The 17803-nt window shown below is 48.4% G+C and carries 20 protein-coding genes and 1 pseudogene; 9 read left to right on the top strand and 12 right to left on the bottom strand.

Annotated elements, in window-relative coordinates; all coding sequences use genetic code 11:
* A partial coding sequence (locus AC3DOM_RS07025; RefSeq protein ID WP_487918323.1) for a hypothetical protein occupies window positions 1-292 on the top strand: 292 nt, incomplete at its 5' end.
* A gap of 43 nt (window positions 293-335) precedes the next feature.
* On the opposite strand, the gene AC3DOM_RS07020 is transcribed toward AC3DOM_RS07025, so the two are convergent.
* From AC3DOM_RS07020 to AC3DOM_RS07010, 3 genes are read right to left on the bottom strand one after another with little or no spacing between them, the layout of a single operon-like run.
* Entirely contained in the window at window positions 336-773 is a 438-nt protein-coding gene (locus tag AC3DOM_RS07020; protein ID WP_487918322.1) for a hypothetical protein, read from the bottom strand.
* Between the two features lie 28 nt (window positions 774-801).
* A complete protein-coding gene (locus AC3DOM_RS07015) occupies window positions 802-1215 on the bottom strand; it encodes a hypothetical protein (RefSeq protein WP_487918321.1) in 414 nt (137 codons plus the stop codon).
* Window positions 1216-1221: 6 nt separating this feature from the next.
* Window positions 1222-1476 (bottom strand): DUF1858 domain-containing protein, encoded by a 255-nt coding sequence (locus tag AC3DOM_RS07010; protein WP_487918320.1) that lies wholly within the window; start codon window positions 1474-1476, stop codon window positions 1222-1224.
* 174 nt (window positions 1477-1650) lie between these two features.
* Between AC3DOM_RS07010 and AC3DOM_RS07005 the strand changes: the two genes are divergently transcribed.
* The 4 genes from AC3DOM_RS07005 to AC3DOM_RS06990 all read left to right on the top strand — a co-directional run bounded on the left by AC3DOM_RS07005 (window position 1651) and on the right by AC3DOM_RS06990 (window position 5207).
* Window positions 1651-2679 (top strand): multicopper oxidase domain-containing protein, encoded by a 1029-nt coding sequence (locus AC3DOM_RS07005; protein ID WP_487918319.1) that lies wholly within the window; start codon window positions 1651-1653, stop codon window positions 2677-2679.
* Between the two features lie 9 nt (window positions 2680-2688).
* Window positions 2689-3870 (top strand): ZIP family metal transporter, encoded by a 1182-nt coding sequence (locus AC3DOM_RS07000; protein ID WP_487918318.1) that lies wholly within the window; start codon window positions 2689-2691, stop codon window positions 3868-3870.
* Window positions 3871-3878: 8 nt separating this feature from the next.
* Window positions 3879-4550 (top strand): metal-dependent transcriptional regulator, encoded by a 672-nt coding sequence (locus AC3DOM_RS06995; protein ID WP_487918317.1) that lies wholly within the window; start codon window positions 3879-3881, stop codon window positions 4548-4550.
* A gap of 159 nt (window positions 4551-4709) precedes the next feature.
* Entirely contained in the window at window positions 4710-5207 is a 498-nt protein-coding gene (locus AC3DOM_RS06990; protein ID WP_487918316.1) for a DinB family protein, read from the top strand.
* Window positions 5208-5259: 52 nt separating this feature from the next.
* On the opposite strand, the gene AC3DOM_RS06985 is transcribed toward AC3DOM_RS06990, so the two are convergent.
* The 5 genes from AC3DOM_RS06985 to AC3DOM_RS06965 all read right to left on the bottom strand — a co-directional run bounded on the left by AC3DOM_RS06985 (window position 5260) and on the right by AC3DOM_RS06965 (window position 8176).
* Window positions 5260-5697 carry a DMT family transporter gene (locus AC3DOM_RS06985; protein ID WP_487918315.1) on the bottom strand — a complete coding sequence of 146 codons (438 nt, stop codon included), beginning with the start codon at window positions 5695-5697 and terminating at the stop codon, window positions 5260-5262.
* 34 nt (window positions 5698-5731) lie between these two features.
* Window positions 5732-6061 carry a DMT family transporter gene (locus tag AC3DOM_RS06980; RefSeq protein ID WP_487918314.1) on the bottom strand — a complete coding sequence of 110 codons (330 nt, stop codon included), beginning with the start codon at window positions 6059-6061 and terminating at the stop codon, window positions 5732-5734.
* Window positions 6062-6193: 132 nt separating this feature from the next.
* On the bottom strand, window positions 6194-7069 hold the full coding sequence (locus tag AC3DOM_RS06975) for a nitroreductase family protein (protein ID WP_487918313.1): 876 nt from the start codon (window positions 7067-7069) through the stop codon (window positions 6194-6196).
* 36 nt (window positions 7070-7105) lie between these two features.
* The gene (locus tag AC3DOM_RS06970; protein WP_487918312.1) at window positions 7106-7666 is read right to left on the bottom strand and encodes a flavodoxin family protein; all 561 of its coding nucleotides are present in this window, start codon (window positions 7664-7666) and stop codon (window positions 7106-7108) included.
* Window positions 7667-7675: 9 nt separating this feature from the next.
* A complete protein-coding gene (locus tag AC3DOM_RS06965) occupies window positions 7676-8176 on the bottom strand; it encodes a hypothetical protein (RefSeq protein ID WP_487918311.1) in 501 nt (166 codons plus the stop codon).
* A gap of 336 nt (window positions 8177-8512) precedes the next feature.
* On the opposite strand from AC3DOM_RS06965, the gene AC3DOM_RS06960 reads away from it, so the two are divergent.
* The 3 genes from AC3DOM_RS06960 to AC3DOM_RS06950 are packed head-to-tail and all read left to right on the top strand — an operon-like array spanning window position 8513 to window position 10657.
* Complete coding sequence (locus AC3DOM_RS06960; RefSeq protein WP_487918310.1) at window positions 8513-8905, top strand: ArsR/SmtB family transcription factor; 393 nt, start codon at window positions 8513-8515, stop codon at window positions 8903-8905.
* Between the two features lie 9 nt (window positions 8906-8914).
* Window positions 8915-10375 (top strand): permease, encoded by a 1461-nt coding sequence (locus AC3DOM_RS06955; RefSeq protein ID WP_487918309.1) that lies wholly within the window; start codon window positions 8915-8917, stop codon window positions 10373-10375.
* A 30-nt stretch (window positions 10376-10405) separates the two neighbouring features.
* A complete protein-coding gene (locus AC3DOM_RS06950; protein ID WP_487918308.1) occupies window positions 10406-10657 on the top strand; it encodes a thioredoxin family protein in 252 nt (83 codons plus the stop codon).
* A gap of 943 nt (window positions 10658-11600) precedes the next feature.
* Here AC3DOM_RS06950 and AC3DOM_RS06945 read toward each other — a convergent pair.
* From AC3DOM_RS06945 to AC3DOM_RS06930, 4 genes are all read right to left on the bottom strand, one after another.
* Window positions 11601-12818: a hypothetical protein gene (locus AC3DOM_RS06945; protein WP_487918307.1), complete on the bottom strand. Its 1218-nt coding sequence runs from the start codon at window positions 12816-12818 to the stop codon at window positions 11601-11603.
* Window positions 12819-13060: 242 nt separating this feature from the next.
* Complete coding sequence (locus AC3DOM_RS06940; RefSeq protein ID WP_487918306.1) at window positions 13061-13405, bottom strand: HepT-like ribonuclease domain-containing protein; 345 nt, start codon at window positions 13403-13405, stop codon at window positions 13061-13063.
* Window positions 13395-13700, bottom strand: coding sequence for a nucleotidyltransferase family protein (locus AC3DOM_RS06935; RefSeq protein WP_487918305.1), 306 nt, complete (start codon window positions 13698-13700; stop codon window positions 13395-13397). Before AC3DOM_RS06935 ends, AC3DOM_RS06940 begins: the two co-directional genes overlap by 11 nt.
* A gap of 176 nt (window positions 13701-13876) precedes the next feature.
* Window positions 13877-17089 (bottom strand): serine hydroxymethyltransferase, encoded by a 3213-nt coding sequence (locus tag AC3DOM_RS06930; protein WP_487918304.1) that lies wholly within the window; start codon window positions 17087-17089, stop codon window positions 13877-13879.
* 364 nt (window positions 17090-17453) lie between these two features.
* Between AC3DOM_RS06930 and AC3DOM_RS06925 the strand changes: the two are divergent.
* Window positions 17454-17765, top strand: a pseudogene (locus AC3DOM_RS06925) (IS1380 family transposase); the annotation flags it as partial.
* Window positions 17766-17803 lie beyond the last annotated feature (38 nt).

Raw genomic sequence — 17803 nt, 5'->3', positions numbered from 1 at the left:
GACCAATCAAAGCACCTTTCATCATCTACCTCCTCAAAAAAAGTACATTGTAAAGCTTAGTTTATTCCTATTTATTCTTCACAGAACACACGTGGCTGCTACAAGGTCCAATACCTTAGAAAAATCTTTACTCGAAGGGGCAATTTTTCGGAATATGCAGTCCGCCTGCGGCGGGGATAGAAATTTTGAAGATTTTGCGAAATTTATCTCTGTCATTGCGAGCTGCTTTTGCAAAGCAATCTCCCCTCCTCAAGAAGGAGATTGCTTCGGCGATAGAACTGCCTTGCAATGACGTGGTAATAAGGGTGGAATAAAGCCACTCATCTTATTGAAACTTACTCAATCACGATGCTGAACCAGTACGCGACCGCGCCCTGCTTCCAACTGACATGGATATCGATGACATATTCGCCGGGAGGAACCGCCGGAGACCAATCGATAATCTCAGCTGGAGACAGGCTCTCTGAAAAGATGGTTTCCCCAAAGAGTTCTTCACTGATCGAAATCTTGACTTCGTTGGGGAGAGGGGTATCAAATTGAAAACGGATCGGAGCGTTTGCGGGCAGGTGGGTTGTCTCATCAAAATAGGGTTCAATTGTATCCACGCAAATCGTAGCCCCGACGCCTTGATCCCAGCAATAGGAACTCTGAAAACCGTCCACCAGATCACCATCTGCCACCAGATAGACAAGCGGTGGGGAATCAAGATTGCCCCCGCAACTTGCCAAAAATATAACAGTCAGAACGATGAGCAATATCAGTTTTTTTGACATATTTTACTCCTGTGTTTCATCCATAAAGCTACTGGGAGCGATCTGCTCGTAGTGCCAATATTGACATAAGGAAGAGAAGTACCCCAATCACGATCATGCCACCCACAAAAAACACGGAAATAAAACCTGAGCGATAAGGGTTTTCTGAGAGAATCGTCGGGAGTTGGGCTGCGCCTGCGGCAATCGGCCAGAATAAACCCAAAAAGATATGGATGACAAACCCTCGGCGTAACTGGCGGCCAAGCCAGAACAAGCCCAATCCCTGTAAAGCAAAGATCCCCGCAATCACATAGGCCAGAACAAATACCGGCACTCCCGCTTTGGCAGGTTCACCCGTCGCAAAATCTTCCAGGGTGTGGGGAAGCGCAAAAAGGAACAGCAGAAGGGACAAGGTTACCACGCTCTTGTCCCAGGATATTCTTTTTACGTTGTTTCCAGTCATATTCTATTATCCCTTCTTTGCTGCTTGATTGGGCTGGGTTTTTTCTTTTGTGGATGAGACAGCCTTCTCCAGAATTTCAAGAAATTCATCCAAGGGTACGCGGTGGATCCGTGCCGCCCATTCGACTGTGACCGCTTTGGCAGCCAGCGCGCGGATGGAGTAACGACCGACTCTTTTGATCCCAAAGACTTCCATCACATCGGCGATATCACCATATTCCTTGAGAATATCTGCGACCTTTGTATTTTTGGTTATTTTCATTTTTTATTTTCTCCTAAATGGAAAACGCCATCTGTCAGGGAAAAAGATGGCGTTTGTGGACAGGGTATCAGTTCTTGGACTAAACCGGACTAATTTTACCTGATTGTAACATAATACATCTTATGTTAGAATATTTAGGCATACCTAAATATTATTTTAGCAGCAAGGAGTAAGATGAATTCCAAATTATCAAGAAGAGATTTTCTCAAATTAGGCGGCGTGGCCCTTGCCGGTGCAGCTGGCATGGGATCAATCAAATCCAAAAATGTATCAGCATCCACCAAAACACCTATGCCGCAGATACCGCATAGCGACGACTTTGGCCCGGGCGTTGTCGGCGAAGTCGATCACAAAGCAAATCGTTTTAATCCAACCGACCTGCTAAGCGATTTTGACTACGGCGTGGTGTCCACTCTCCCGAACGGCCAAACCCTGCGTGAATATGAAATTCTCGCGGCCAATCAAAATATTGAAGTCGTGCCCGGGATCGAATTCCCAGCCTGGACATATAACGGGCGCATCCCCGGCCCAACCATCCGCTGCACCGAAGGAGACCGGATCCGGATCAACTTCATCAACGGCAGTGATCATCCACACTCCATGCACTTCCACGGCGTCCATCCTGTAGAAATGGATGGGGTCCCGGGAACAGGCCCGGGCGGGTCCGTTGCGCCGGGGGGATCATTCGTCTACGAATTTGACGCCGATCCCTTCGGTATCCATCTCTATCACTGCCATGTTTTCCCGCTGGCCCGGCATGTTGCCAAAGGTCTCTATGGCGCTTTTATTGTCGACCCAAAAGGTGGCCGCCCCCCGGTTGACCAAGAAATGATCATGGTCATGCATGGCTTCGACATTGACTTTGACAATACAAACGACTTTTATGCCGTCAATGGGATTCCTTTCCATTATCAAATAAATCCCATCCAGATCAAGGTGAACGAAACCGTGCGCATTTACCTGGTCAATATTCTGGAGTTCGACCTGATCAACTCCTTCCACTTACATGCCAATTTTTTCAACTACTACCCCACGGGAACAAGCCTGACGCCCGCTGAATTTACCGACACCATCATGCAAACCCAGGCCCAGCGCGGGATTATTGAGTTCAGCTATAAATTCCCCGGCATGTACATGTTCCATGCCCACAATACCGAATTTGCAGAATTGGGCTGGACCGGCATGTTCGAAGTTATCCCTTAAAGGTGTGATATGACTGAAGAAAAAACAAACCGATTCACCATCCGAACCTTTGGCCTGCTACTGCTTCCGATCATTCTTTTGGCCGGAGTGATCTTCCTATTTCTTAGCACCGGTGGCGGGCTGGATCTTAAATCCGCAGCACCGGTTGAAGACCTGAATATTGAACGTTACACCCTCAGCCCATCCGAGATCGAAATCTACGTCCGCAATGCCGGGCCGGAAGCGCTCAATATCTCGACCCTCATCATCAATGACGCCGTCTGGCCCTTTAGCGTTTCTCCCAGCAATACAATTCCACGTCTCGGCCAAGGCACGATCCACCTTGAGTATCCCTGGGTATATGGCGAGGCCTATGGCATCACCCTTTTCACATCCAACGCAGTTGCCTTTGATGTAGAGATCCCGGTCGCATTCAGTACACCCAAACCAAGCAGCAGCACTTTCTGGAGCTTTGCGCTGATCGGCTTGTACGTTGGCGTCATTCCGGTTTTCCTGGGCATCTTCTGGTTCCCGGCTCTGCGCCTGCTTAGCCGACGCTGGATGATATTTTTAATGGCCATCACTGCCGGGTTGCTGATCTTTCTGGGCCTGGATACGCTGATTGAAGCCTTGGAAAATGCGGCGCATGCACCCGGTTCATTTCAGGGGACTGGCCTGGTCGGCATCGGCGCGGTGGCAACCTTCCTGCTCCTGGATGCTATCTCCAAAAAAGAAAGTCGCACCGGACGTAACGAATCCGAAAAACGTCTCTCTCTGGCCTATATGATCGCAATCGGGATCGGTATCCATAACCTTGGCGAAGGACTCGCCATCGGAGCGGCCTATAATATTGGAGAGATCGCTTTGGGCACATTTTTGGTGGTGGGTTTTATCATCCAGAATATCACCGAGGGATTGGGCATCATTGCCCCCGTCCTGCGCGACAGACCTGACATCCGCTCACTGATATGGTTGGGATTGATCGGCGGGGCGCCAGCTATTTTGGGTGCATGGATTGGCGGTTTTTCACCTTCTCCAACACTGGCAACATTATTCCTGGCTGTTGGCACAGGAGCCATTTTCGAAGTTGTCTATGAAATTGCCAAATTAATTCAGAAGGATACGGATAAGCAACCGATGCCGATGACCGTTTTCTCAGGAGTACTGACGGGGATGATGCTACTCTGGGTGACTGGATTGCTGATTAAGTAATGAAAACAATGACCAAAGGCATTTCTCAATCCACGCAGGATTATCTGAAAAATATCTACGAACTGACCGAGCAGGGTGCCTCTGCCAGCACCAACGACCTGGCAACCCGGCTGGGGATCGCACCGGCCTCGGTCACCGGTATGGTGCAGAAATTAGCTTCTGCAACCCCTCCTTTGGTTGACTACCGCAAACACCAGGGGGCAACGCTTACCAAAGAAGGTCAACGCGCCGCACTGGAAATTATCCGCCATCATCGCCTGCTGGAAACCTGGTTGGTGCAGACGCTGGGATTTTCCTGGGACGAAGTCCACGAGGAGGCCTGTCGTCTCGAACATGTCATCTCGGAAGACTTCGAAACCCGAATGGCAGCCGCTCTCGGACATCCCACTCGTGACCCACATGGAGAACTTATCCCGGGTGCCGATCTGCAAATGCCCGACGATGACAGCACACCGCTTTCATCACTGCGCCCACCACAGGATGCGACCATCATCCGCGTGAATGCCATTGATCCCGCTTTATTGCGTCACCTGGATGAGCTCGGGCTTATTCCCGGTGCAGATCTATCGATCAGCGCCCACTCTCCCTTCGACGGAAATATAAGTATCAAAGTTGACGACCGTGAATTTGTGGTTGGGCCAGCGATCAGCAATAACATCTTTGTAGAAATAGGCGGTTGAATATTGGTTATGATCGTCCCGCAGGTTCATGTTGCTCAAGGACCTGAAAAATGAGAACCTGCGGGACGTTTTACCAAGATAAAATTAACGAACTATAGCGGTAATCAAGAGTAGCAGCGACGTACGTCGCTTTTTTAAGAGAGGTGAATAGGAGATACGATGACACATCCACTGGTCACACAATTACGTTTTGCCCGCAGCGAGTTGATGCGGGGTCTGGAAGGGTTGACCACTGAGGAGGCTGAACACCGCTTTATGCCGATGAATTCCATCAGCTGGATGGTGGGACATCTGGCGAATCAGGAGCACGGTTATTGGATTAAATTGGCACAGGGGAAAAATATTGCGCCAGATCTAAATAATCTGGTTGGATACGGTAAACCTGCCAGCACACCCCCCTGGGATGAAATCCTGGAAACCTGGCAGCAGATCATCGCGGCAACGGATGAATACCTGGATACGATCACTGCAGCTGATTTGGATCAAAAATACGCCTGGAGAGATAAAGAGTGGCAGGAAGATATTGGCACATTGCTCTTACGGATCATCTTCCATTATTGGTATCATATTGGGGAGATCCAGGCTGTACGTCAGAATCACGGGCATACCACCCTGCCGGACTTTGTTGGGGATGATATGAGCAGCGTAAAGTATTGAGCAGAAAGATTTCCAGCAGGATCGCACCCAAACAGAAAATGCAAGCATTCGCTCAGCGAATAATTAACCAAACCCCGAAAAGCAACACACCGATCCCGGCCAACCGGGTCAGGCTGAGCGGACGTAACTCTGCGCCAAGTATCCCAAATTGATCCAGTAATGCGCCGACAATGAACTGCGAAGCAATCAGGATCGTCAGGGTGGTAACCAACCCCAGGCGGGGAGTGCTGTATCCGATTGTGCCAACGATGATCAGGCCGAGCACGCCAGCAGTTAAGGCGTACCAGGGGACACTCCTCCAGGCTGAGAGATTTCCATCCCGGCTAAGGAGCATCGCAAGACCGATCAATAAGCCGCCAGTCCCATAGGTAATAAAGACGCTTTCGAGGGTGCCAATACTCTTATCCATCATGCCCATAAATTGAGCCTGTAAAGTTATGGCAATACCGCCGATCCCGGCAAGGATGATCACAGGAATAAGGTTGGTCATTTGGAGATACCTTTCTTTTCTGGATACCAGATTATTAGTGACTGATCGTCTTTGAGAAAAGATGGATCACAATCACACCAGCTACGATCAACCCCATCCCGATAATGGCAGGTAAATCCGGGATTTCCTTATAAAAAATTGCCCCAAGAATAGCGATCAAAACAATGCCGATGCCAGACCAGATTGCGTATGTGATCCCGATTGGTATCGTTCGTAGCACCAGAGTCATAAAATAAAAAGCCACCCCATATCCAATGACAACAATCATGCTGGGAATCAGTTTAGTAAATTCTTCTGAGGCCTTTAATGCGCCCGTTGCTACCATTTCTGCTGCGATTGCCAGGGCCAGATAAAAATATGCCATATTTCTCTCTTTTCAATTTGATATCCATCCTAAAAATATCCCGTAGTGGCGACTTTAGTCGCTCTTTACGGCTGAAGCCGTTACTACAAAAGAATTTCAGGATAGGTTCTTATGCCAGAATTTCATTTTTACTTAATTCAGGTTTTCCCAACTGACAATATATTCGGTCAGCTCATCGGGAGTTTTGTCGAATTCATCCTCCATGACCCATTTTCCTCCCAGGCCCAACTCTTTCGCCGTCAACTCAAAGTGACACATGGCAATGCCCATATCCAGGCGCTGCAGGTCACACAGATCAAGAATCCGCTTGATCAGGTCCCTGCGATAACCGGGCGTACGCTGCAAATAGAAGCGCCAGAACTGATTATGCTTGAGGATCCGCCAGGGCTGCTTGTTGGAAGCTGAAGGTCCCACGCGCACCATTTCCAGCGCGGTGGCATATTCTGCAGCTTCGCTTTGCGATAAGGGCATTTCCAGATTGATGTTGGCGAAGAGCCTTTCCCAGGGCAGACGCCGATCAGAGCCTGCGGTTCGGCTGGCCACTCCCTGACGTTCTTGTCCGGAGACGATATATTCACCCAACGAAGTTACTGCTGGCATGGTCTCATTGGTAGATAAATTTATTTTTTTGGCAAATCTGCTTTTGGTAAATGTGCCGCCCAGCCAACAAGTCCCCAGATCGAGGCTGGTGGCAACCAGGATGATGGATTCCATCAGGTACCCGAAGTCTTCAAGATCATATTCTGCCGGGCTCATCGCGCCCACGATAAAGGCAGACGGATTTTTGATGAAGCCATAGGTCCCCAGCCCACGCAGGGATTTACTATCCATTTCAGTGGCGGCCAGCAAGTCAAAGCGCGGACGCGTTCCGAAGGGCCCGGGTGGCAACGCCTCGATATAGGCCTGAAGTTGCTCCCGTTTCCAGGCCTTGACCGGTTCCCGGCTGTAGTCCCGGCATGAAAAGCGCTGTCTGATAATTTCTGTGGTGGGATCATTAAATTTCAACATGCTGACGGGCGTCCTTTTACAATTAATCCAGCAAGATTAAGCTTCGGCCAGTTTTTGCCCCAAATTGAAGGCGCGCTTCATCAGTTCAGGATCTTTCTCCGCATCCCCGACCCCATCTGCTGTGCCATGGACGATTCCAACGATCTTCGCCCCAATATAGCGGAAGGTATCCTCGAGGGTGCGGATCGCGTTGATCCCGCCGGAATTATGCAAATCTGTATCACCATAGGTCAGGATGATGCCGATCTCCTTGCCGCCCAGACTATTGCCCTGCTCCGTTTCGAGGGCATATAAACGGTCAATTACCGCCTTGGCCTGGGCATTGATCGTGAAATAATAGATCGGGCTGGCAAGGACAATCGCATCCGCTTTCTCCAGCAATGGATAGACCTTCTGCATATCATCCTTGACGATGCATACACCGGTCTCCTGACAGACATCACAGGCATCGCAGGGCTGGATGTTCATATCATGGATCGACAGGCACTCAACATCGGCGCCCATTTCTTTGGCTCCGCCCACCAATTGATCGGCCAATGCATTGCTATTTCCATTTTCACGCGGGCTGCTTTTCAAAACCAATATCTGCTTGCTCATAGTACCCCTCTATCCTGAAAGAAAAAAGAAAAATGCACCCGTCCCGCAAACAAGCAAGCTGACCAGGGCAATAGCGATAAGGATCAAACGGGAACCGCCTCCACCCATCTGGATCGCAGATTTTTGCTGGGAGAGCGGTTTCGATTTTCGGAGCTCGGTCTCATCCCAAACAGGCCTTGCCTCCGGATGGGAGGGGTGCAATCTGCTCTCAAAATCGGGCATCTCCGAGATGACCCCCAGCTTCTTGAGCATGGACATGCCTTTCTCCAAATTGATGCGCTGCTCTTGAGTCATCTGACTCAATCCACTGACATGCTTCCCGTCCACAAGGACATTGGTGGAAGCGGCTTTGATGATATTGCTGACCACATCCCCCTGAAAGATATCGGGGATGCCGTCCTGATTTTCATCCTTGAAGGCCGCCATCAACTGCTCGTAGGCCTGCCGCTCAGTGGCGGGCATTTCGGCGATATCATGATAGGTCTTGCCGTTGAATTCGATTTTGGGCATGAGCTTCTCCTTTTTTAGCAGGGACTTTATCTTACTGGCTTTCTCAAGAAAAAGCAAAAACCTTCCGAGACTTCCCCCTCGGTAGGTTTTTTTGATCCTTTCAAAAAAGGTGACTGTCATCTTTGAGATGACAGTCACCTTCCCATACCCCACTCGGATGCGGGCCTGTGCGGCAAAATCGTTATGGGTCTTGCTATTGATGGCTTTATCTTAACGGCTTCCCCAATGAATACAATCTTCCCAATCTTATTTCTTTCTCTTTGACATCCTAAAGTTATTACATCTGTCATATTCCATTTTCTGAATATGTCGTAGAATATATTCGAGAGTTCGAATATGAAACAACCAATAACACTCTACACACAAATTAGCAACCTGCTAACAACCATAGGTAATCCTGTGCGCGTGCAGATATTGCTCGCCATCGGCACAGGAGAGGCCTGCGTATGCCATCTCGAGTCCTTACTGGAGTTGCGGCAGGCTTATATTTCACAACAATTAATGATTCTGCGAAAGCAAAAAATCATCAATTCGCGGCGTGAAGGTAAATATGTTTATTACCAACTTCTAAACCCCGAAATAGTGGGGATTATCCAGAAAGCGGGTGAGATTGCCGGCGTACAAGACGATACACTTGCCATTCAAAATCCTTCCAACTGCAAATGCCCAAAATGCAAGATGGAAGAAAATATCACCTCCAGGAATTCATCGGATAGAGGAAAAGAGTAAGAGGATTTTATGGATATAGTAGGATATTCCCTGCAACTCATCAACAGCGGTCTCGGCAACCTGGCTGCATATTTGGCAGCACATGTACTTTTGTGCCTGCTGCCGGCTTTTTACATCGCCGGAGCGATGACAGCCCTGATCCCAAAAGAAACAGTCACCCGTTATCTGGGGCGGAACACCCCCAAGTTCATTTCATACCCCGCAGCTGCCGCAGCGGGTTTCCTGCTGGCAGTCTGCTCCTGTACAGTCATTCCGCTTTTCGCAGGTATCTACAAAAAAGGTGCTGGTCTTGGACCTGCGATCACCTTCCTCTTTGTCGCGCCTGCGGTCAATATCCTGGCCTTATCGTATACCGGCACCGTCCTTGGCATGGACCTGGCTATCGCCCGTTTATTGCTCTCCCTGACCTTTGGGGTTGGTGTGGGCATTATCATGGCACTTATTTTCCGCAAGGAAGACGCCGAGCATGACAAGGCTACCGATGCATTGTTCGCCGGGCAGGCTGCCATGCGTCCCACAGCGATCATATTCTTATTGGTTTTGGTCACCCTGCTCATCACTGGCACCTTTCAGATCAACTTTCTCAAGCAGACCTTTGCGGAGATTTCCCTGCCTGTCCAGGGTATCGACACCTTCCAGGATTTTCTATCCCGTTTGGTCCCCTTCGATCCGTCCCGGGGAGAAGAGGGGGTGACAGCCCAGGGCGCCACCCTGATCGGGATGTTGATCCTGATCGGATTGACATCCTGGAAAGGCGTTGACCATATCCATGAAGGTTTCAATATCTGGACCTGGATTTCCACCGGATTGGTCGGTCTAACCTTGCTCATCGCTGCCCTTGGCATGGCTCCACACAGTGATGGGTTGACTTTGCTCCTGACGGGCAAGTTTTTCGGGGTACTACTATCTGTTGTCATACTGGGTTGGATGATTAAAACCCAATTGACTGAAGCAGAAACACGCGATTTCCTGTGGGAGTCATGGAAGTTCGTCAAGCAGATTTTCCCGCTCTTGATCGCAGGTGTTTTTGCCGTTGGCATCATCCGTGAATTGATCAAACCCGAGTGGATCCAGGCTGTTGCCGGGCAAAACACGGTCTTGGGAAATTTTATCGGCGTAGTCTTCGGCGTATTCATGTATTTCCCCACGCTGGTCGAAGTGCCGATTGCGCAAATGTTCCTCGCACTGGGTATGCATCGCGGCCCCTTGTTGGCTTACCTGATCTCAGACCCCGAACTCAGCCTGCAAAGTATCCTGATCACGGCTGCCATTATCGGGAAGACCAAAGCCTGGACTTACGTGGGCTGGGTAGCACTCTTCAGCACGCTTGCTGGACTCCTTTATGGGCTTTGGGTGGACGGAACGGGTCTTGGTTTTGTTGCACTCTATCTGGCAGTTTTTCTGATCGCTTTATCTGGGATCATGTGGCTGGTCAATCGCAAGAGCGAAAAGACCGCTTTAGCTGCATAAAATGTACACTAATTAATTATGGAGAAACCTATGCTCACAATCAAAGTTCTTGGCTCAGGATGCGCAAATTGCAAACGCGTTGAGCAAATAACCCGCAAGGTGGTTACTGAAATGGCATTGGATGCGGAAGTCATTAAAGTGACCGATTACAACGATATCATGGAATACAATCTGCTCTCCACGCCGGGACTGGTTATCAACGAGACTGTTGTCTGCGCTGGACGCATTCCAACTCCTGCGGAAGTGACCACCTGGCTGACAGATGCGCTGGAGATCGCCTGATATTGAATGCCTTTCTTTAGACCAGAAAGTTTCAGTAAGAAATCAAAAGGTTTCAGTAGAGTGACTAAAAAGTTTCAGTAAGAAACAAAAAAGTTTCAGTAAGGAAATTCAATAAGCCACCAAGGAATTTCAATAAGCCACCGTGGATTTTGGGAAATCCACGGTGGCTTATTGAAAAAGTCCCTTTTTGACACTGCTCTAGCCGCCGTCCTCGGCGGCGGGGACGCCGCCGGGAGCACTTATGCAAGAGGTCTATTGGATATCTGGAAGGGGTTGAAACGAGCCTAGAGGCGTTTGAAAAGATGTATAGATATGTTTCCAAAGATGTATAGGCATGTTTTGAAAGATGTTTAGATAAGTTTCTAAGGATATCCTAAGAGGGTTTACCACCAAGATCGTGATAGGTCTTGCTAAGGGATTGAGCGGGGCTAAAGCCACCTGCTCAGTGCATGAAAGTCCGTTGGACTGGGTTCTAGCCCGGCAGGGCTTCCATGAATTGAGCAGGGGATTAATCCCCGTGCGATGCTCCAAAAAAGGAAAAGCCTTCCAAGACTTGGGTGATCCTGGAAGGCCTTTTTTGATTCTATCACCTGCCAAACGCTGGCCTTCCAGGTTGGTTCTCGACAGTTTCAGTAGTGAGACCAGAATGTTTCAGTAGAGAAACTAAAAAGTTTCAGTAAGAAACCAAAAAGTTTCAGTAAGAAACAAAAAAGTTTCAATAAGAAACAAAAAAGTTTCAGTAAGGAAATTCAATAAGCCACCAAGTATTTTAAAAACAGACAGTTGGACGATTGCCCAACCATCTGTTTTCGTAAAAATCTGTAGGGCTAATCCGCTACGGGGACTTCAGTCTGGTCATCGGGATGCTCATGGTGCCAGATTTCGATCATCTCGGCGAGGTCCTTGTAGATATTGTCGTTAAATTGGATTGCTTTCTTCTCCATTATTCAATATGTTCAAATTTACTAGGGGGCAGGTTACGAAACTCAGATATTTTACCGTTCAAAGTTTCTATGGTTTCTGTAATCAGCCAATCCATACTCATAAATTCGGCAAAAATCCTATTGAAAAGGTGTTTCCCTATACCTATTTTGGCAGGAGGATTATGAGGAGGCTGTGGTTTTTCGATAAAAAGATAAGGTTCTTCTTTTTCATGTAAAAATTCAACACCAAAACCCATAGATTCAATTTTTTTCTGTACTACGCCAGTATCTAACACAACACCAAGAATCAACTCTCCTGTACAAAAGAGATATAAAGTTTCAGGATCAACAATTGATAATGTGGGGGGAAAGTATACTAAATCCTTATAAACGTATTTGTTGACTTGTCCCACAATAAATTCCCCAACGCAATGCTTTGCGATTTTCTCAATAAGCCCCCGTACTTTCTCAATAGTAGGATTAGAAATAGAAAAATAATATAGTCCTTTTTCTATTTCCCTATAGCATTTCCCCTGCACTCGACCACTCTGAAGAACAGCATTTACTTCATCAACAAAAAAAACACCTTTTGTTGTAGTTGCAAGTCTTGTAAATGGGGTATCTAATCCGTATAGTGTATCCGTGTAATCCCTATCAAGATAATTTAATATTTTTTGTATCTTTTCAGCTTGTCTTAATTCTCTCTTATTACCTCGTTTTTGAGATTTTATTTCAAATATAAGAGGAGGGGCGGTGCTAGGAATAGCGTTATGAAACACAGTAATATCGCCATGCCGCATACAATTGCTTAGATCGTTAAGAAGAGCCAATGTATCTGGTCTCTTTTGAATTGCTCTAAATATTTTCCTTTCGCGTTTCGCCCCTTTTTTTCCAGAAATAAAACCAGGAGATTCTTTTTTCAAACCAAGTGGCTTTAGGCTCCATCGATCAATGAGTGAAAATGCAAGAGCATCTCCTACCCAACGAAAGATTATCAATATATCTTGATAGCTTTTAATCTGACTTTGAAAAATTTCAATATTTATTTTTGTCTCTCGAACTTTACTCTTAATTAGGCAAATTTCCGGTGAGCCCAAGATGGCTTTTAACTCTTTAATTCTTTTACGGTTTTGCCTAATTTGTCGTTCTACATAGGATATTCTTTTTATTAATATTTCTTGTATTTCTAAGAATTCGTTAGCATGCTTAAAGGGATCGTCTTTAATTATATTTACCAAGCTGAATAATTTTAGCAGAGTGCTTTTGTAATACACTAACATGCATATCCTATTAATTAGACGGCAGCCCCCTGCTGCCGCCTTCTCTTTTATTTGATTCTGCGAGGCGCTTCTTTTGCGCCGAAGCAGTCTTATGTTCGAGGAGATTGCTTCGCTCCGCTCGCACAAGTGCCCTTCAGGGTAAATTCAGTTTTATAGTTTAGCAAATCTAGAAACCACCACCGCCGCATTCGGCAGAGTTATTAATCATCAGGAAGTAATTTCTCCAGAGCCTTCAAAAGTTCTGGCACGCTAACTGTTGCAGCATGCCAAACCCGATCAGTCATAATTGTCCCGTAATCATGCGCCAAGACATTTCGTTGGCCGATAATTTGTGCCCACGGAATATCAGCGTGGGATTCCTGAAATTCTCCAGAAATATGATTTGCCGCTTCGCCAATGACCGTCAATTGCCGTTCTATCGCATAGCGTAGTTGCTTGTTTTTCTCAAATTTTGCGTGAGAGATACCTTTCATAAATTCTGTAATCTCACGAGCAGCTTCACGCATATCCCAGAGATACGTTAAATTTTGCTTTTCAATCGGCATAAAGCACCTGTGCTGTTTTCAGAATTTCTTCACGTCTATAAGGATTACGCAAGCTGTCTTTTTCAACCACGTCAACTGGGCGTCCATAAATATCTTCTAACTCGATTTGCATTTGGGCAATCTCAAAGAGTCCGATTTCTGCTTTTTTTGCAAAGACGACCAAAACATCTATGTCACTTTGCGCGTTGAAATCATCACGCAAAATAGAGCCAAAGAGGGAGAACTCTACGATTTCCCAACGTTGGCAAAATGCTATAATTTTTTCTTTAGGGACGGAGATTTTTTCTTTTTTCATATTAACCTCGCGGAAAAATTATAGCATGAACCCAACCAAAAAAGGCGGCAGCCCCTTGCTGCCGCCTTCTCTATTCTATGATTCTGCGAGGCGCTTCTTTTGCGCCGAAACAGTCTTATGTTCGAGGAGATTGCTTCGCTCCGCTTGCACAAGTGCCCTTCAAGGTAAATTCAGTTTTATAGTTTAGCAAATCTAGAAACCACCACCGCCGCGTTCGGAAGGGTGGCCTTATCACCGGTTTTCATCTCGGCGGGAATCGGGCTGGCCTTCTTTGGCGCGCTCTGGTAAATAAAGATCGGGGTATCCTTCTCCGCAAATTTGAGCGGCAGATAGGCCTGGCCGGTTAAGTAGCCCTGCGCATCGACGGCGCAGGAGGTCACCCAACCGATGACCTTGCCACGTTTATCCAGGACGGGATCGCCGTTATGGGCCATCCGAACACCCTTCTCGGTGAAGGTGAATCTCGCCACAACGCCCTTTCGTTCTTTCTCATTGGCGAGATAGGCCTCGCGTCCGATGAAATAGGGTTTATAGGTCTTGACGTAGGAGCCAAATCCGCCTTCGGCGACGCCCAGATCGGGCTGGCCCAGTTGACCAGAACCAAGTCCCATTTCGTGACCGTAAAGCGGCAGACCAAATTCGGTCCGCAGGCTATCGCGGGCGCCCAAACCGATCGGTTTGACGCCGAATGGCGCGCCAGCTTTCAGGACAGCGTTCCAGAATTCAGCCGCACGGTCGGGATGTACGAAGAGTTCAAAAGCCATTGCTTCGCCGGTATAGCCGGTGCGGGAGACGATCAGGTCGAATGGCTCTCCTGAGCCTGCCTGTCCCCGTGAGGGGGTCGAAGGACCGACGACTGCGTCGCAGAGCTGTGTCCGTTTGAGATTCATGATATTCGCGCGGGTATCGTCATCGACGCCCATCGCGAGCAGGATCTCGCGCGAGCGGGGGCCCTGAAGGGCAATATCCACCCGCATGGCGGAACCAGCTTTGGGATCGCGCAGGTTGCGGATCTCGGCGTTATACCCAAAGGTCCGCACCCAGGGATAGGCATTATCGATCTTGACCTTCCCATCCCGGACAGATTCCAGCCAGGTGCAATCCTTATCATCATTGGAGGCATTCACCACCACGAGATAATCATCCCAGCCGCGTCTGTAGATCAGGGTATCGTCGATCACTTCGGCATCAGGGGTCAGGAAATGAGAATAGAGCGAATTGCCGGGAGCAAGCCCGCCGACATCGTTGGCGCAGACCGTATCCAGGAAGGAGGCCGCATCTTCGCCGCGGACATCGTAAACACCCATATGGGCCACGTCGAAAAGACCGGCAGCCTGACGGGTGGCATGATGCTCTTCCACCACGCTCGAATACCAGACCGGCATTTCCCAGCCTGCAAAGGGGATCAATTTGCCGCCCAGCTCCTTATGTGCATCGTAAATCGGGGTGCGCTGGAGGGGCGGATCAGCGGGTTCCTCCCATTTGAAATCGGGAAGCGCCTCGCGGGTTTTTGCATCAAGCTGGTTAATGCCGAGGAAGAAGGGCTTGTCGATCTCTTTGCTGCCTTTCTTCCATTTTACAGGCTTGGCATCCGATTCGGCCACAACGAAGGGCCCGGGCACACGGCTGGGGGTGAAATTTCCGTCTTTGCTGATATTCAGGGAGACATAGCCATCCGAGAGATCCCGCAGCCAGGTGGCAACAAGGGTGGCCTCTTCTTCCGGGACGCTCAGACGGTACGATTCGCTCGTGACCCGGGTCAGGGTTCCCTTTACGATCCCATTCGGGGTGTGGAGGATGGTCGGCGCACTCTTTTTATTACGCAGGGAGGAAAAATCAGCACCGAGGGCATAATCCAGTGCCTGCCGGACCTGTCTGCCTTTCAGGTCATATACAGCCCAGCCATCTTTGGCCTTGGCCTTATCATCAATATAATAAAAGTGGGGATAGCCACTGTCGATCGGCTCAAAATCCATCCCTGCTGCAAGGGCCAATTTGCGGATGCGCAGTTTGGCATCATTTAACAATTCAAAATCGATATTCGCGCGGCGTTGCGGTTTGCGCTTCTTGGGCACATCCATGAAATAGGGTTGGCAGCCGAGCAGTACATCGGCGATGACATCAGCCAATTCCCGGGATTTGGCCTCATCAAAACCACGCTGCGTGATCCAGGGCGTACCGAGACGAATCCCGGAGGGTGCCAGCGCCGATGTATCACCGGGAATGGTATTCCGGTTGACGACCAATCCGGCAATATCAAGAATACGGGAGGCCATATCACCGCTCAGCGTTGCCCCATCGGGTCCTTTGATGGTGGTGCAATCAAGATTGATCAGATGGCAATCTGTGCCACCAAAAGGCACCTTCAATCCGCGTTTCTGGAATTGATCCACCATCGCTATGGCGTTGTCGATCGTCAATTGCTGGAGTTTTTTATATTGCTCTGTTTTGGCAACTTTGAAAGCCGTGGCAAGTCCCGCAAAAACATTGATATGGGGTCCGCCCTGCTCGCCGGGGAAAACGGCCCGGTCGATGGCGCTCGAGATTTTTGGGCTGGTGGTCATCAGGATTGCGCCACGAGGGCCATGCAGGGATTTATGCGTGGTCGTCATCACCACATCCGCGATACCGATCGGTGAAGGGACAACCCCGGCCGCTGTCAGGCCACCGATATGGGAAATGTCGGTCAGCAGATAAGCGCCGACCTCATCCGCGATCGCACGGAATTTCTTCCAGTCAGGCACCCATGAATAGGAGGAGAAACCAGCGATGATCATCTTTGGTTTATGCTCAAGCGCCAATTCACGGACGACATCGTAGTCGATCTTCTCGGTCTCAGCATCGATCCCGTAACTGATGATATTGTAGTATTTCCCGGAGCGATTGACATGTGAACCATGCGAGAGATGCCCGCCATGCAGCAGATCCATGCCCATCACGGTATCGCCGGGTTTGACCAGCGCATGGTAAACAGCGTTATTGGCGGGGCCACCTGAAAGCGCCTGCACGTTGACGAAGATCTCGTCGGCAGTGACCCCGTTTGCGGCGAAAACCTCGGCGGCCCGTCGTCGGGCAAGGGCCTCGATCGTATCGGCATATTCGACACCCTTATAATAGCGCGGGTCAGAATAACGGCGGTAATGTCCCAGGCGTGCTGGGTAATCAAAAATTTCACCCTCAGTCATCTGGCGCGTATCCTCGTCGGGATAGCCTTCCGCGTATACATTATGGAAAGAGGATCCCAGGGCCTCGCGCACAGCAAGTGGGGCCTGGCTTTCAGAAGCGATCATGATCAGCTTGCGGACCTGGCGTTCGGCTTCGATCTCGGTCAGTTGGTGAACGTCCGGGTCGAGGTCGGCCAATGAGCCGCGGAAAAGAAAATCGGTCATCAGAATCTCCGTAAAATAGGGTGATTTGGGTTAATAGAAGAAAATGTCAATTTGTCAGACATTTATGTATAAATTGTAGAACGGGAAGGGTCGCGGGTCAAGTAGCAAAAGGCATATTAAAAATGAAAAGGACAGACGCTCGCCTGTCCTTTTGTGAATCTTATATATTCCCCGCATTCTACGTCAATTAATCAAAAAACCCACAAAAACAACCTATTCAGCCTGAAAACTCAAAGGTTTCGTCAAGTTTGGTTTTCACCCAATGGGTGAAAGAAAAAGCGATTGGATCAGCAAACTTTCACTCCCTCCTTACGTGTTAAAATTGAAGTAAAAAAAAGTAGCAACAGCGAAAAGGGACTTAATTCTGATCAATAAAATTGATTTTGTAGCCAAAAATCTAACATCAAATGCAGGCATATTTCTTCTGTTTGAAAATGCAAAGACTAATGGAATTTTTGAACTCATTGACTCCGGCCTTGTGTTTGATAACAAATCAACCAACAAAATCAAAATGAATCATATAAAAACGATGCTCTGGGGCCACATTGTTGGAATTGACAAATTGGAACGGCTCAAACTTCTACAAGGTGATCCACTGATCAACGAGTTTGATATTTCAGTGAAGGAACCTGAAACGGTATCAAGATTTTTAGGAAACTTCAGCTATAAAACAACTCTAGCCACCTGACACTTTAATAATTGAATAGTTGATCG

Source organism: Candidatus Desulfolinea nitratireducens (assembly GCF_982879505.1).
The sequence above is the reverse complement of the archived record's forward strand: the minus strand, read 5'-3'. Positions and strand labels throughout refer to the sequence as shown.

Excerpts from the sequence above, each read along its gene's own strand:
- AC3DOM_RS06970 (WP_487918312.1), bottom strand. The coding sequence starts at position 7,666 with ATGAGCAAGCAGATATTGGTTTTGAAAAGCAGCCCGCGTGAAAATGGA.
- AC3DOM_RS06950 (WP_487918308.1), top strand. The coding sequence starts at position 10,406 with ATGCTCACAATCAAAGTTCTTGGCTCAGGATGCGCAAATTGCAAACGC.
- AC3DOM_RS06985 (WP_487918315.1), bottom strand. The coding sequence starts at position 5,697 with ATGACCAACCTTATTCCTGTGATCATCCTTGCCGGGATCGGCGGTATT.
- AC3DOM_RS06980 (WP_487918314.1), bottom strand. The coding sequence starts at position 6,061 with ATGGCATATTTTTATCTGGCCCTGGCAATCGCAGCAGAAATGGTAGCA.
- AC3DOM_RS06995 (WP_487918317.1), top strand. The coding sequence starts at position 3,879 with ATGACCAAAGGCATTTCTCAATCCACGCAGGATTATCTGAAAAATATC.
- AC3DOM_RS07015 (WP_487918321.1), bottom strand. The coding sequence starts at position 1,215 with ATGACTGGAAACAACGTAAAAAGAATATCCTGGGACAAGAGCGTGGTA.
- AC3DOM_RS07005 (WP_487918319.1), top strand. The coding sequence starts at position 1,651 with ATGAATTCCAAATTATCAAGAAGAGATTTTCTCAAATTAGGCGGCGTG.
- AC3DOM_RS06960 (WP_487918310.1), top strand. The coding sequence starts at position 8,513 with ATGAAACAACCAATAACACTCTACACACAAATTAGCAACCTGCTAACA.
- AC3DOM_RS06965 (WP_487918311.1), bottom strand. The coding sequence starts at position 8,176 with ATGCCCAAAATCGAATTCAACGGCAAGACCTATCATGATATCGCCGAA.
- AC3DOM_RS07010 (WP_487918320.1), bottom strand. The coding sequence starts at position 1,476 with ATGAAAATAACCAAAAATACAAAGGTCGCAGATATTCTCAAGGAATAT.
- AC3DOM_RS06975 (WP_487918313.1), bottom strand. The coding sequence starts at position 7,069 with ATGTTGAAATTTAATGATCCCACCACAGAAATTATCAGACAGCGCTTT.
- AC3DOM_RS06940 (WP_487918306.1), bottom strand. The coding sequence starts at position 13,405 with ATGCCGATTGAAAAGCAAAATTTAACGTATCTCTGGGATATGCGTGAA.
- AC3DOM_RS07020 (WP_487918322.1), bottom strand. The coding sequence starts at position 773 with ATGTCAAAAAAACTGATATTGCTCATCGTTCTGACTGTTATATTTTTG.
- AC3DOM_RS06930 (WP_487918304.1), bottom strand. The coding sequence starts at position 17,089 with ATGACCGATTTTCTTTTCCGCGGCTCATTGGCCGACCTCGACCCGGAC.
- AC3DOM_RS06955 (WP_487918309.1), top strand. The coding sequence starts at position 8,915 with ATGGATATAGTAGGATATTCCCTGCAACTCATCAACAGCGGTCTCGGC.
- AC3DOM_RS06935 (WP_487918305.1), bottom strand. The coding sequence starts at position 13,700 with ATGAAAAAAGAAAAAATCTCCGTCCCTAAAGAAAAAATTATAGCATTT.
- AC3DOM_RS06990 (WP_487918316.1), top strand. The coding sequence starts at position 4,710 with ATGACACATCCACTGGTCACACAATTACGTTTTGCCCGCAGCGAGTTG.
- AC3DOM_RS07000 (WP_487918318.1), top strand. The coding sequence starts at position 2,689 with ATGACTGAAGAAAAAACAAACCGATTCACCATCCGAACCTTTGGCCTG.